This window comes from Bacillus sp. NPDC093026 (genome assembly GCF_044754665.1).
GTDB lineage: Bacteria > Bacillota > Bacilli > Bacillales > Bacillaceae > Bacillus > Bacillus maqinnsis.
The window spans coordinates 614922-628863 of sequence record NZ_JBIVPN010000001.1; the positions used below are offsets into that span (position 1 = coordinate 614922).

The 13942-nt window shown below is 39.3% G+C and carries 12 protein-coding genes and 2 riboswitches; of the genes, 3 read left to right on the forward strand and 9 right to left on the reverse strand.

Annotation, left to right across the window (positions count from 1 at the left end):
* Positions 1-12 precede the first annotated feature (12 nt).
* Positions 13-175, reverse strand: a riboswitch (M-box (ykoK) riboswitch).
* Between the two features lie 130 nt (positions 176-305).
* The 5 genes from ACIQCE_RS03125 to ACIQCE_RS03145 form a co-directional block, all read right to left on the reverse strand.
* A complete protein-coding gene (locus ACIQCE_RS03125; RefSeq protein WP_400493554.1) occupies positions 306-446 on the reverse strand; it encodes a hypothetical protein in 141 nt (46 codons plus the stop codon).
* A 73-nt stretch (positions 447-519) separates the two neighbouring features.
* Positions 520-1041 (reverse strand): PepSY domain-containing protein, encoded by a 522-nt coding sequence (locus ACIQCE_RS03130; protein ID WP_400493555.1) that lies wholly within the window; start codon positions 1039-1041, stop codon positions 520-522.
* A 93-nt stretch (positions 1042-1134) separates the two neighbouring features.
* Entirely contained in the window at positions 1135-1824 is a 690-nt protein-coding gene (locus ACIQCE_RS03135; RefSeq protein ID WP_400493556.1) for a PepSY domain-containing protein, read from the reverse strand.
* A 67-nt stretch (positions 1825-1891) separates the two neighbouring features.
* Entirely contained in the window at positions 1892-3241 is a 1350-nt protein-coding gene (locus tag ACIQCE_RS03140) for a sensor histidine kinase (RefSeq protein ID WP_400493557.1), read from the reverse strand.
* Between the two features lie 3 nt (positions 3242-3244).
* Positions 3245-3931 (reverse strand): response regulator transcription factor, encoded by a 687-nt coding sequence (locus tag ACIQCE_RS03145; protein ID WP_353856026.1) that lies wholly within the window; start codon positions 3929-3931, stop codon positions 3245-3247.
* A gap of 458 nt (positions 3932-4389) precedes the next feature.
* Between ACIQCE_RS03145 and ACIQCE_RS03150 the strand changes: the two genes are divergently transcribed.
* The 3 genes from ACIQCE_RS03150 (at position 4390) to ACIQCE_RS03160 (ending at position 8903) form a co-directional block, all read left to right on the forward strand.
* Positions 4390-5349, forward strand: a complete 960-nt coding sequence (locus ACIQCE_RS03150) for a S8 family peptidase (protein WP_400493558.1) — start codon at positions 4390-4392, stop codon at positions 5347-5349.
* Positions 5350-5460: 111 nt separating this feature from the next.
* A riboswitch (cobalamin riboswitch) is annotated at positions 5461-5650 on the forward strand.
* 151 nt (positions 5651-5801) lie between these two features.
* Positions 5802-8090: a 5-methyltetrahydropteroyltriglutamate--homocysteine S-methyltransferase gene (gene metE, locus ACIQCE_RS03155; RefSeq protein WP_400493559.1), complete on the forward strand. Its 2289-nt coding sequence runs from the start codon at positions 5802-5804 to the stop codon at positions 8088-8090.
* A gap of 366 nt (positions 8091-8456) precedes the next feature.
* A complete protein-coding gene (locus ACIQCE_RS03160; RefSeq protein WP_400493560.1) occupies positions 8457-8903 on the forward strand; it encodes a MarR family winged helix-turn-helix transcriptional regulator in 447 nt (148 codons plus the stop codon).
* Positions 8904-8924: 21 nt separating this feature from the next.
* Here ACIQCE_RS03160 and ACIQCE_RS03165 read toward each other — a convergent pair whose 3' ends face one another.
* The 4 genes from ACIQCE_RS03165 to proB form a co-directional block, all read right to left on the reverse strand.
* Complete coding sequence (locus ACIQCE_RS03165; protein ID WP_353856030.1) at positions 8925-9353, reverse strand: organic hydroperoxide resistance protein; 429 nt, start codon at positions 9351-9353, stop codon at positions 8925-8927.
* 428 nt (positions 9354-9781) lie between these two features.
* Positions 9782-10918: a response regulator aspartate phosphatase gene (locus tag ACIQCE_RS03170; protein ID WP_400493561.1), complete on the reverse strand. Its 1137-nt coding sequence runs from the start codon at positions 10916-10918 to the stop codon at positions 9782-9784.
* A gap of 619 nt (positions 10919-11537) precedes the next feature.
* Complete coding sequence (locus ACIQCE_RS03175) at positions 11538-12785, reverse strand: glutamate-5-semialdehyde dehydrogenase (RefSeq protein WP_400493562.1); 1248 nt, start codon at positions 12783-12785, stop codon at positions 11538-11540.
* Positions 12786-12797: 12 nt separating this feature from the next.
* The gene (gene proB / locus ACIQCE_RS03180) at positions 12798-13895 is read right to left on the reverse strand and encodes a glutamate 5-kinase (protein WP_400493563.1); all 1098 of its coding nucleotides are present in this window, start codon (positions 13893-13895) and stop codon (positions 12798-12800) included.
* Between the last annotated feature and the right edge of the window lie 47 nt (positions 13896-13942).

Genomic DNA, 13942 nt, shown 5'->3' on the forward strand with positions numbered 1-13942 from the left:
AAAATAAACCACTTACTCCTCCAATCGTTGAGCTTTAGCACTGTATGGCATAGGATAAACCAGCTGCATTAAAAATCACCTTATGTCGATGATTTCTGTTGACCCATTGGCGTCTTTGGACATTTTTGGGCAGCAGCGTATCTCCATACAGGAGCCTCACCTAACGAAGTCTCATATTGTTAACACAATGAGATTACAGAAAAAGCGGAATGATGTCAATAAGTAAGATGCCAAATCAGTGAATGTATTCGCTTACTTTTCAAAAAAAGAGCGATACACATCCCGTAATCGCTCTTTTGCGTTTTCTACTCCTCTTTTGGCTGGTCCAAATCCTCTTGAGAGAGGAGATGAAAAGAATCATGCAAAAACAAAGCATATCCTTCTCCATCAGGATGCGGAACATATTCCGCATGGTCCATTGTTTGCTCTTCTTCTTTTTTCTTCATATTCTCTCGCCTCCTTTAGAGTAGTTTGTCCTAACGAAAGAACCTTACACATAAACGTGTAAGGTTCTCATATTCATTCATCACCCCATTCTTGCTTTAAAATTTTTCCTGTTTTTGCGGATATCTCAAAATCGACTTCATTGCCGTTTGGAGTGGTGATTTCGATTTCATAAATGTACGCACCATTCTCTTTATCTAGGTCTGAATCCGTGACCGTACCTTTTGCTTTCGCTAATGCAATCTGTTCAGCTTGTTTTTTTGTGATTTTCACATTTTGTTTCTTTTCTTTCACTGGATCATTTAGTGCCTTTCCAGTCTTCGCATCTACGTATACTTTATATTCAAAGCCGCCTTTTTTAATCTCGACCTCATACACCCATTTTCCTTTTTTACGCTCAAGGTCCACATCGTCTACATAGCCCTTCACTACTTTTAATGCTGCTTTTTCAGCTTGTTTTTTCGACACAAACGATGATTTCTTTTGAACCACTTGTTCTGCATTTGCCGTTTGATTTGTATTTTGCGTTTGAAGTGTGAAACCACCTGCGACAAGTGCTCCTGTTAATGCGGTAGCTACTAGTACTTTTTTCATCATTTTCATTTCCTCCTCTTTTTGATCTCACCTTTATTTTAAAAAAACAAGATGAAAAAGGAAGGAAAGAAACATGAGAAAATCATGAGAAAAGGATTAATTTTCGTACGTAATCCCCTCAATATCTCCTGTATATGCATTGACAAGCACCTCTGCCTCACGTCCATTTATTAAGTTTAGCTCAACTTCAAACACAAGCATGTCGCTATACGTTTCAAGGTCTGCATCGTCAACTGTTCCCCCGACTTCTTTTACAGCAATTTGAATGGCTTCCTCTACAGTGATTTTGGTCAGCTTTTTTTCTTTAGAGGTTGGTTTTTTCTTTTCAACTTCAATCACTTTCAAGGTAAGTTTATTCACATCCACTTGATATAACTCTTTTTTTGATTGGATCGTAAAAATAAAACGATCTGACTTTTCTTTCTTTTGTATGACTGTCCCGTTTACTTTTTTGACGGCTGCTTCTTCTGCTTGAAGAGCTACATTTTTTTCATTTGGCGTTTGATAGCTTTTTAATTGTTTGATCTCTTTCATTTGACCGCTTGCGGAAGATACAATCATTTGATAAATTCCATTTGAATTTTCAAGTATCAACGTATAATCCTGTTTATGATTGATTAAAGCTACATTTGTAATGTTTCCATTGTAGTCTTTTGCAATGATTTGTTTGATCTCTGATTCACTTAATATGTTTTGATCAATGGTTTGAATCATGAGCATCACAAAAGCCGCAAGAACGGCGAAAAATCCTGCGAGGGCAAACCCCATTTTCATTTTTTTAGACATGCAGAACCTCCTTCCTATTTCCTATTTTATAAGGAGGAAATGAGAAATTGATGAGAAAAGACCTATTTCATTTCCGAAAAAGAATTGTCACATTTGTTCCTTCGCCAATACGGCTGTCTACCTTAAGCTCTGCTCCATGCTCTTCAGCAATTTGTTTCGCTATCGATAGACCAAGACCGGTTCCGCCTGTCTCCCTGTTTCTCGCTTCATCCACGCGGAAAAAGCGGTCAAAGATTTTCGGCAGGTCCTCTTCTCTCATGCCAATTCCTTTATCACGAACAGAAATAAACGGCTGGTCTCCTGCTAACCCGCAGGTCACATCGACTGGCTCTGCACTATATTTGACCGCATTATCAATCAAAATGGTCAAAAGCTGTTTGATTTTCTCCTTATCCCCCTCTGCGAAAATCGGCTGCTTTGTTTGTACATGAAGGCGAATTGTCCGATTTGTTGCGACTTCAAGTGTATGACTCACCTGCTTGCAAATGTCAGCAATATCGACTTGCTTCATTTCTAAATAAAGCGGCTGGTCATTCTTTGCAAGCGTTAATAGTTGATCTGTCAGTCTCTTCATTTTTTTCGCTTCATCATGAATCGCTTGGGAGGATTCTTCGATAACCTCGGGTCTTGTTTGCCCCCAACGTTTCAGTAAATTGCTATAGCTCATTATAACGGTAATCGGTGTCTTTAATTCATGTGAGGCGTCATGTAAAAATTGCTGTTCTTTCTCATAATGCTTTTCAAGTATTTCTGACATTTCATTAAAGGTTTGTCCCATTTGATACAGTTCATCCTTAGAATCCCCTGTTAATTCAATCCGTTTAAAAGCCTTCTCTCTCATACTTGCCTTCATTGTATTGATCATTTTGCTAATTGGACGAACGATTTGTTTTGTTAATATATGACCTGCGAAATAGGAAAGAACAATGAAAAGAATCCCAGCAGCGATTAAAATCATTTTTAATAATGCTAAGTTTTCTTCCGTATTTTCGATCTTTTCATATACTTGAAGAGACACAATTTCTCCATTTGTCCAAATAACTGGAATGCAAGCAAAGGCAATCATATGCTTGCGGTATTCTTTTATTTCGGCTGTCTGACCAGATTCATATGTAAAAGGCAGCGAGCTAAATGTCGATTCCTTTGTTATGGTCAGCTTAGATTGACCTTTCTCTGTAACAACACGAATCATCCCATTTTGAGGAAGGTACGCCCTAAGCAGCTCAGAGGATGGGAGTCCCTCTTCTTCCGATTTTTTTAAAGCAATCGCAATATTTTCAGCCACCTCAGACAATCGTGACATATCTTTTTGCGTAAGCGTAAACGAAAAAATAAAGTATATAGCTGTATGAAATAAGAGCACCATTAAAAACAAAGACAACGAGGTATAAAGTTGGATTTTATTTTTTAATCTCATTCTTTACCCCTTCATCACATAACCCACACCTCTCACTGTGTGGATCAACTGTTTTTCGAATGGGTAATCGACTTTTTTACGTAAATAACGGATATAAACATCCACCACATTTGTGTCACCGAAATAATCAAAGCCCCATACGGCTGTTAAAAGCTGATCTCTTGTGAGCACTTGCTGCTGATGTTTCAGCAAATAAACAAGCAGATCATATTCTCTTGGTGTAAGCTCCAGCATTTGACCATCTCTTATTATTTCTCTTGTTTTCTCATTGACAGTCAAATCCGCCAGTCTCAGTTCAGCTTCATTTTCTTCTTGGACACTTGTATGGAATCTTAGCTGCGCTCTAATTCGTGCCAATAATTCTTCAATTTCAAATGGCTTCGTTATATAATCGTTTGCCCCAAGATCAAGGCCGCTCACTTTATCAGGAACACTACCTCTTGCAGTAATTAAAATAATGGGTGTTGCCGTATTCGTTTTCCGAACCCTTCTGAGCACTTCAAGCCCGCTCAATTCCGGAAGCATGACGTCAAGCAACACTAAATCGAAGCTATCTTCTTCAAGAGCCTGGAGTCCTTTCATGCCTGTATCTTTCATTGTGACTTCGTATCCTTCATACTCAAGTTCAAGTGATATCACTCTTGCAATTTTCTTTTCATCTTCGATCACGAGTATCTTCCCTTTGTTCATCTCTATCTCTCCTATCTAAAAGGCAGGCTTGTCTTTCCAATATTATATGTTGCCTTTCTGTTTTGGAACAGTCACAATCTTCATAACTTATCCTTTTCATTAAAGGAGGATTTTATTTTCTAACAAAAACATTTCTCTTCTTCTACACAAGCTTACTTCTCACTTATTGAACAATTTCTTTTGTTATATAAGATATCCTTTCTTAGTTCTTTCCGCCCATTTTACTTCAATATGTGCAAGCTCACTATGCAACATTTCCTTCTTTCTCATATGATATGAAGAGTTTTCCTCATAAGACGACGCCTTTCGGCAATAAGCGAGGAGAACTGCAAATTTGATAAAAGATTGATTATTTGAAAAATTATTACAATTGACCCTTTCTGATCAAAAGTTTATTTTATACAATAATATTACGCAACCTGAATCTACTTTGAAAACAAAATAAGGAGGGCTTTCTTATGAAAGGTGAAATTCGCTTAATTCCGTATGAAGTAAAAGCCAATGTGATGGAAGCGAAAGAGACGCCGGAAAGTATTCAGGAGATTAAAGCACCCGAACTTTGGTCAAGTGGCTTCAAAGGAAAAGGCATAACCATTGCTGTCCTTGATACAGGTTGCGACACAGAGCACCCCGATTTAAAAGATCAGATTGTCGGCGTGAAGAACTTTACCGATGATGATAACGGAGACGCTGAGAATGTAAAAGACTACAATGGACATGGTACCCATGTAGCGGGAACGATTGCGGCAACAGATCGAAATGGCGGAATTCTAGGCGTAGCCCCCGAAGCAAAACTGCTCATTGTGAAAGTTCTTGGCGGTGAAAACGGTAGCGGCAAATATGAATGGATTATTAACGGCATCAACTATGCGGTAGAGCAAAAGGTTGATATTATCTCCATGTCTCTTGGTGGTCCAAGCAATGAGCCAGAATTACAGAAAGCGATTCAAGAAGCTGTGAAAAGTGGTGTACTTGTTGTTTGTGCGGCAGGAAACGAAGGTGATGGCGATGAACGTACTGAAGAGTTCTCCTATCCAGCTGCTTACAATGAAGTGATTGCTGTCGGCTCTGTCTCTCTTGCAAGAGAATCCTCCGAGTTTTCCAATGCCAATAAAGAAATCGACCTCGTCGCTCCAGGAGAAGACATTTTATCCACTCTCCCTAATCATAAATACGGTAGATTAACCGGCACTTCTATGGCTGCCCCACATGTTAGCGGTGCACTAGCCATTATTAAAAATGCCGAAGAAGAAGCCTTCCAGCGCAAGCTGACAGAACCAGAAGTATATGCTCAGCTCGTAAGAAGAACCCTTCCACTCAAACAGGCAAAAACACTTGTAGGGAATGGATTTTTATATTTAACAGCACAAGATGTGCTTTTAGAAAAAACAGTCGAAGCAGATCTTTTATCCATCTAGATGAAATATAGATCCTGAGAAAAGATCGAATTTTCTCAGGATTTTTTTAATTAAAATTATTCAAAAATTATTTTGACGAAATGAAGTGAACGTTATATAATCGAACACAATAATTCATAGTTTGAGAGTCGGTAATTCGATTGAACTCGAATGATCATTGGGAAGACCGGTGAAAATCCGGCGCGGTTCCGCCACTGTAAGTGAGGAGAGCTTTTCTTTTCGGTTCACTGTCAAATGATAGGAACGGCGAAAAGCTTGCAGAATCACTAGCCATGATACCAGCCGCTCTATCACATCAAACACCTACGGTTGATAGGAGATGTCGAAAAAGCGTCAGCTACGCTCACGCTTAATTTCGTACACACATTTTGTCTTTTAAACTAGACATTTGCCCTCATCAATCTTGATCATGAGTGTAAGTGTCTTTTTATATTTTAGAGGGGGAATTGGAATTGACAATTGTTAAAACAAGTAATCTAGGTTTTCCGAGAATTGGCTTAAACAGAGAATGGAAAAAAGCACTAGAGTCCTATTGGAAAGGTCAAACTGACCGAGAAACCCTGTTAAACACACTTGATGATCAATTTTTAACAGCCATTAAAACGCAGATTGATCAACAAATTGATGTGGTTCCTTCCGGAGACTTCACCTTCTATGATCACGTGCTAGATACTGCTGTCATGTTCAATTGGATTCCAGAACGCTTCCGCAGTCTGAAAGACCCGCTAGATACATATTTTGCGATGGCTAGAGGAACAAAAGATGCTGTGTCTAGTGAAATGACAAAATGGTTTAATACGAACTATCACTACATTGTACCGGAATACGAAAAAAGCACCGAATTCAAACTGACACACAACAAACCACTTGAAGCTTATGAAAAGGTGAAAAAGGCGTTTGGTATTGAAACAAAACCAGTTGTTCTTGGTCTTTATACGTTTGTCTCACTTTCTAAAGGCTATGAATCAAGTGAAGTACAAGACATTCAGCAGCGTTTAATTCCACTATATATTAAGGTTTTAAAAGAACTTGACGAAGCCGGCGTCAAATGGGTTCAAATTGATGAGCCTTCACTTGTGACAGCATCAAGTGAAGAAGTCAAAGCAGTGAAAAAGATTTATCAAACGATTAAGCAAGCTGTACCAACCTTAAACATCCTTCTGCAAACATATTTTGACTCGGTTGATGCGTATGAAGAACTTGTGACTTATCCTGTCGAAGCGATCGGTCTTGATTTTGTTCATGATCAAGGACGTAATCTTGAACAAGTGAAAAAGCATGGCTTCCCGAAAGACAAAATTTTAGCAGCTGGCATCATTGATGGACGCAACATTTGGAGAGCAGATCTTGGCGAGCGATTATCTTTTGTTACTGAATTAATTGGTGAAATTGGGGCGAAGGAAGTATGGTTACAGCCATCAAGCAGTCTGCTCCATGTTCCAGTTGCAAAACATCCAAATGAACAGCTTGAAAAGAAGCTGTTACATGGATTATCTTATGCAACTGAAAAGCTTGCGGAATTAACCCTACTAAAAAAAGGGTTAACAAATGGAGCATCTGCCATTCATGCAGAGATCAATCAAGCAACAGAGGCCCTTCTCACATTGAAAGAATTTGCGAAAGGCAGAAATGCTGATCTCACAGCAGAACGCAACAATCTTTCGTCTAAAGATTTTAAACGTCCAGTTGCCTTTGAAGAGCGTCTTCGTATTCAGAACGAATCACTTAAACTTCCGCTTCTTCCAACAACGACAATCGGAAGCTTTCCACAATCTGCTGAAGTACGAAGTGCACGTCAAAAATGGCGTAAACATGAGTGGACAGATGCAGAGTATGATGAATTCATTAAGAAAGAAACAAAAAGATGGATTGATATCCAAGAAGAGATAGGTCTAGATGTGTTGGTACATGGAGAATTTGAGCGTACAGACATGGTCGAATACTTTGGCGAAAAACTGGCCGGCTTTGCCTTTACGAAATTCGCCTGGGTACAATCTTATGGCTCACGCTGCGTGAAGCCGCCAATCATTTACGGAGATGTAGAATTCACAGAGCCAATGACTGTAAAAGAGACAGTGTACGCTCAAAGCTTAACAGATAAAAAGGTCAAAGGAATGTTGACAGGACCTGTTACGATCTTAAACTGGTCTTTCCCAAGAACAGATATTTCTCGAAAAGAAATCGCCTTCCAAATCGCTTTCGCTTTGCGTAAAGAAGTAGAAGCGTTAGAAAAAGCTGGTATTCAAGTGATTCAAGTAGATGAACCTGCTTTAAGAGAAGGTCTCCCTTTAAAAGAGAGTGATTGGGCTGATTATTTAAACTGGGCAGCAGAATCATTCCGTTTATCAACTTCATCTGTTCAAAATGAAACACAAATTCATACACATATGTGCTACAGTAACTTCGAAGATATCGTAGATACAATTGAAGACCTTGATGCAGACGTCATCACGATTGAGCATTCACGAAGTCATGGCGAATTCCTTGAATATTTAGAGAAGCATCCGTACCTGAAAGGACTTGGACTTGGGGTGTATGACATTCACAGCCCTCGCGTACCATCTGTTGAGGAAATGAGTGAGATCATTGATGATGCGTTAAACGTTTGTCCGGCTGATCGGTTTTGGGTAAATCCTGACTGTGGTCTGAAAACACGACAAGAGACTGAAACCATAGCCGCCTTGAAAAACATGGTGACTGCTGCTGAAATAGCTCGTAAAAAGCTAGCGCAGCATGCATAAAAGAATCATTCCCCCCTCTGCTATTTTATGCAGAGGGGTTTTTTTATCAGTCTATTCTTCTGTTAGACAGTGTACCAGACTAATTCCTTTTCTAACATGATTTAGTATACTAGAGAAATCAGTCGAACAAAGGGAGCAAGTAGGTGTGTCAGATTGTTGACAAAGGGCTAAATTGCCGTTTATTTTCGCCCTTTGTCTTTTCTTTTCATAGTGACCTGTAAACCTTTGAAATACCTTTCCGTTCTATCAAATCATCAAACATTAATTGCACATTGAAGAATTTCTCGTTTTCACGATGTATTTATTTTAAAAAAAGAGAAAATCTTATACAATGATAAGTATGACAAAAAATAGTTGGTGACAGAGATGACAAATGAATTCGAACATATGAAACTAGAAAATCAGCTTTGCTTCTTGTTATACGCAAGTTCAAGAGAGATGACAAAGCAGTATAAGCCGTTATTAGATGAGTTAAACATCACTTATCCGCAGTATTTAGCATTACTTTTGCTATGGGAACATGGTACGTTAAATGTGAAGACAATGGGTGAGCTGCTTTATTTGGACTCCGGTACACTCACACCCATGCTTAAACGCATGGAGCAGAATGGATTAATCATTCGAGAGCGTTCGAAAGAGGATGAGCGATCTGTACAAATACATGTAACTGAATATGGTGAAGGTCTAAAAGAGAAGGCGGCAACTATCCCATTTCGTATGTTGTCTGGAACAGGCAGATCTGACGAAGAGCTCAAAACATTACGTGCCTCTTTGCATGAGCTTTTGCAAAAATTGACACAATCAAAAGGCTGAGGAATATTCCCTCAGCCTTTTTTATTGAGCTACAGCCACTAGTTCTACTTCAATGTTCCCTTGAGTCGCTTTTGAATATGGGCATACACCGTGAGCTTTATGAACGAGTTCATCTAATACTGATTGTTCGATTCCAGTTCCTTTTACTTCTAATTTGACACCTAATTTAAAACCGTCATCTGCACTATCTTTGATTAGACTCACATGTGCAGTCACTTCACTTTCAAAACGAACGCGCTCTTGTCTAGCCACCATTTGAAGTGCTGAATCAAAACATGCTGAGTAGCCTGCTGCAAATAATTGCTCTGGATTCGTTGCTTTTTCAAGTTTCTTTGCTCTTGGTGTCCCAGGCATTGCGACATCATGCTCAAGCACCCCATCTGTTGAAACAACCTTGCCTTCTCTTCCCCCTATAGCTGATACCGTTGCAGTAAATAAAACGTCTGACATATCTAGAACCCTCTTTCTTTTTAAAAATATTTTCTACAATTAAATTGTACACAATATAATTTCCGGCGTCAATGAAAAAGAATCTCTTCTTCATGTTTACCTTTTTGTTATGCTTTATAAACGTGATTTAAATAAAAAAAGCCCTTCAAGTAAAAAGGGCTTTTAGCGTGTAGACAAATCCTTGCATTCGTTATCAGATCTCAAGCGATAGTGCTTATGAATGTTCAACTTTATCCGCATAAGTAGCTCGGGTCTTTCTAGAATTCAAGGGGTTTCGACACGCTTTAAAAGAAGACAAAAGGGTTTAGATGTAGAGGTGTTGCGGATTCGGTTGTTCTAACGTGTGGTTTCGGTTATCAGGGTCGGCATTAGCTGCTGAGAGCCATAATGCCATGATCGAGATGCTTGTACAGACAATTGCCCATTTTTTAAAATTCATATAAACAATCCCCTCTCTGAATATAGATTCGAGCATGTTCCGCTTCCCCATAGAACATGGAAGATTTTTCATAATCTTCAATTTCATTATAATACTTTGCGGTGTCCAATGCTAGCTCCTCTATATCAGGATATGCATATACTGACTCTAAAAAATGGAAAATTCGTTTAATATGCTCGGCATCTTGTCTCATGTACAGTGCTTCTAGAAATTCTGTCTTTTGCATATTAATTTCATCCTGTAAGGCTTCTGCTCGTTTCATACATTCTTGCTGGTAATGTAAAGCTTCTTCATGTTGACCTTGTTTGTATAAAATCTGTGCGGCTGTATAAAGAGGGTCTATAGATCGGCGAAGATGATCGGATTGATTTTGGTCAAACAATCGTATGGATTCTTTCATTAATTCAAGTGCGCGATTTAAATCCCCCATCCTATAATAACTGTTCCCCATATTAAATAAAGATGAGGCAATAAAACGCACATTCTGAAAGTCTCTTGATCTAGCAAGTGCTCTCTCAAGATGCGGTAATGCCTTTTCATGCCTCCGCATATCATCATAATTACCAGCCACAATAAATTCACACTGAATGGTTCGAAGAGCATACAGCTCATGCTGAACATATACGTCGAGCGCTAGTTTGGCATGGTGCATCGAGATATGTGTTTGTTTCATGTGATAATATATTTCTGACATTTTAAAATGAAATTCCGCTCGTTCGATATCATCAGATACAAAAGAGAGCTTGTGCTCTGCTTTTTGATAAGAAGATATGGCTGCAATGTATTGCCTCCTGCCGAATTCATACATGCCTCTGAAGAAATGGTAGTAATATTCAAGCATGCCCGTTACATGCACTTGATGCTCATCTATTTCTTTCGAAAGCTCAGAAAAGTTGGCACGAAGCTTTCCTTCCTTTAATGGCTTTAAATAATCGAGCATCACCTCATGCCTGAATTCCATTAAAGAAAAATAGAGAAGCAAGTTCTGATCTTCTTCCATTGAATCAAGAGAAGTGCGAATTTCCTGTTTTAACTGTTCTGCTTGTTCTGAATCAAATCTGCGGATTAATTCATACCACTTGTTGATTTTCACTCCAATATCCGAAGAGGGAATGATTTTCGCCATACGTGCTTTCTCCAATCTTCTCAAAATATGAACCATTGCCATATTTTATCATACTTGATCTAACAAATACAAAAAATCAAAGTGAAAAGAAAGCCTTAGATGATGTGACCCCTCAGTTAGACACGGGTTGGTTTTCTTTTGAGCCATGAAACCGGCAGTGAATCGGACTATGCCTTTTCGTTTTTGATTGTAGTCGTTAATATATTGTTCAAGTTCTTTCCAGAAGTATTAGATGTTCAGGTAAAGAAATTTAGACTTGGTTTGAAAACCTTTTTCAATTTGGCATCTGATCAGGGCGATTAAAGTGCTTCGCCAAGTTATAGTACTGCGCCGAAATACTTGCGAGCTCAAGTAGTGCTTTCACCGGATACTTATGCCTTAAATCTTAGATTACTTGCGTTTTGTCTTGTTTGGTGATTGTGACTAAGGCATCCCTTTTTCATACTCATTTTTCAACTCTTCCATTGATCCTTATCAGGTAGTTGCCACTTAAGCAAAGTGTCACCGCTTTGATTTTGTTCCCGATTTGTAAACTTAGCCAAAAGAAAAGCACCTCCATTTTTAAAATTTTCTAGAATTTGGAGGTGCACTTCAACCTCAAGGCTTTCTTTTTTATCTATTATACTCTTATTTGTCCCTGACCACGAATCACATATTTTTCAGACGTTAAGGCAGGTAATCCCATTGGTCCTCTTGCGTGAAGCTTTTGTGTACTAATCCCAATTTCTGCACCATAGCCAAATTCAAAGCCATCTGTAAATCGTGTTGAGGCATTGTGATACACAGCCGCAGCGTCCACAGCTGTTAAGAAATATGCGGCATGCTGATCGTCTTCAGTAATAATCGCTTCAGAATGCTTTGATCCAAATGTTTGAATATGATCAATCGCCTCTTCAATGTTCTGCACCATTTTAATACTGACAATGGGTGCAAGAAATTCAGTTTCAAAGTCGGCTGTCGTTGCCAAGGTAGCGCTTGGGTCAAGTTGACATACGGCTTGATCTCCTCGTATTTCGACACCGCTTTGATGAAGTGCTTGAAATAAAGAAGTTCCATGCTCCTTTGCCCACTTCTCATGAATGACAATGCTCTCAATGGCATTACAAACCGATGGCCTTTGGGTTTTGGCATTTAATACAATTTGCACAGCCATGTCTTTTTTCGCTGTTTCATCAATATAGATATGGCAATTCCCTGCGCCTGTTTCAAGTACTGGTACGGTTGACTCTCTGACAACTAAATCGATTAAATTTTTTCCTCCGCGCGGAATGAGTACATCTAGGTATTCATTTAAAGTAAAAAGCGTTTTTGCTGTTTCTCTCCCTGTATCCTCAATCAATTGCACACTGTCTACTGGGATATCTGTTGCGTGAAGCGCTTCATGTATGACTTTCACAATCGCTTTATTGCTATGGATAGCTGATGAGCTTCCTCGTAAAATGACTGCATTCCCAGTTTTCAAACAAAGTGTAGCGGCATCAACTGTAACGTTTGGTCTTGCTTCATAAATCATTCCAACCGTTCCGAGAGGCACACGAACCTTTTCAATCAAAAGGCCATTTTCTTTTTGAATGGTTTCTAACGTTTCACCAATTGGATCCTTTAATTGAACAAGTTCAAGTGTGGCATCTGCAATTGCCTCAATGCGCTCTTTCGTCAATGTAATCCGATCAATGACAGATGGTGTGAACTTCTTGTCCTCTGCTGCAAGAACATCCTTACGATTCTCCTCGATCAAAAAAGCAGAAGACGTTTTTAATGCTGTCGCAATCGCTTGCAGCGCTTTATTCTTTTGATCGGTTGTTTTTAATAACAGCTGATCCTTGGCTATGCTTGCTTTTTTCGCTTTTTCAAGAACTTCATTCATTGTTTTCCCTCCTCATTTCTGCACATGCTGTACCCAGTGATCTCGGTGAATAACCTCTTGTTTCTCGATTTCAAACTCATCACTCCGCATTCCCTTCACTTCAAGAAGCTCCTCGGCTGCGTACAATGTTTGTCCTTTACCGACTAATCCGTTCGGTCCGACGACTTCTACAACCTCTCCTTTGGAAAAATCACCAGCTACATCAATAACACCAGCGGGAAGAAGGCTGCTTCCATTATGCAAAATCGCCGCTTCTGCTCCAGCATCAATCATGATTTTCCCAGAGACAGGTGAATGAAACTGAATCCATTGACGACGATTGTTTACCGCTGATAGATCTTTTTCACCAATGTACGTTCCGTCTCCATGACCAGCCAGTATGTGAAGTAGTTTGTCTTCACCTGTACCGGTTCCAATGAACACTTTTACTCCAAGCGAAAGTGCGGTTTGTGCTGCGGAGAGCTTCGACTTCATCCCACCTGTGCCAACCTTCGAGCCGGTACTTTTCGCATATGAAAACAGTTCATCTGTAATGTGCGGAAGCACGTCAAACCGCTTTGCTTCAGGATGATCATTCGGGTTCGCATCATAGATCCCATTAATGTCCGTTAAGATGATCAATTGATCAGCATGAATTAAACCACTGACAAGAGCTGAAAGCATGTCATTATCGCCAAAGGTGAGTTCCTCAATCGAGACAGAATCATTTTCGTTAATAATAGGTAAAATTTTCCTTTCTAACAATTCCATCATCGTTGCATATGCATTTCGATATCTTGTACGGTCTGAAAAGTCATTACGTGTTAAAAGCATTTGTGCAGGCGTCATGTCAAACTGTGAAAATAACTCTGTATATTTTTGCATTAATAAGCTTTGTCCAACTGCGGCAGCCGCCTGTTTCCCTTTTAATGTAACAGGTCTTGATGGATATCCTAGACTGCCAAATCCCGCAGCAACCGCTCCTGATGAAATTAAAATGATGTCATGACCCGCCTCTCTAAGCTTTGCAATGGCTTTGACATGATCCCACATTTTCTGTTCATCAATTGCTCCCTTTTGTTCAGTCAATGAACTGCTGCCAATTTTTATGACGATCCTTTGCTTTTTCATCATTGATTCCCTCCGCTATACCTTTGACCACAAAAAAACCCTTTTCC

Coding starts and splice junctions, on each gene's coding strand:
- proB (WP_400493563.1), bottom strand. CDS start 13,895: ATGAAAAAGCAAAGGATCGTCATAAAAATTGGCAGCAGTTCATTGACT.
- ACIQCE_RS03130 (WP_400493555.1), bottom strand. CDS start 1,041: ATGATGAAAAAAGTACTAGTAGCTACCGCATTAACAGGAGCACTTGTC.
- ACIQCE_RS03160 (WP_400493560.1), top strand. CDS start 8,457: ATGACAAATGAATTCGAACATATGAAACTAGAAAATCAGCTTTGCTTC.
- ACIQCE_RS03125 (WP_400493554.1), bottom strand. CDS start 446: ATGAAGAAAAAAGAAGAAGAGCAAACAATGGACCATGCGGAATATGTT.
- ACIQCE_RS03150 (WP_400493558.1), top strand. CDS start 4,390: ATGAAAGGTGAAATTCGCTTAATTCCGTATGAAGTAAAAGCCAATGTG.
- ACIQCE_RS03135 (WP_400493556.1), bottom strand. CDS start 1,824: ATGTCTAAAAAAATGAAAATGGGGTTTGCCCTCGCAGGATTTTTCGCC.
- ACIQCE_RS03175 (WP_400493562.1), bottom strand. CDS start 12,785: ATGAATGAAGTTCTTGAAAAAGCGAAAAAAGCAAGCATAGCCAAGGAT.
- ACIQCE_RS03165 (WP_353856030.1), bottom strand. CDS start 9,353: ATGTCAGACGTTTTATTTACTGCAACGGTATCAGCTATAGGGGGAAGA.
- ACIQCE_RS03140 (WP_400493557.1), bottom strand. CDS start 3,241: ATGAGATTAAAAAATAAAATCCAACTTTATACCTCGTTGTCTTTGTTT.
- ACIQCE_RS03145 (WP_353856026.1), bottom strand. CDS start 3,931: ATGAACAAAGGGAAGATACTCGTGATCGAAGATGAAAAGAAAATTGCA.
- ACIQCE_RS03170 (WP_400493561.1), bottom strand. CDS start 10,918: ATGGCGAAAATCATTCCCTCTTCGGATATTGGAGTGAAAATCAACAAG.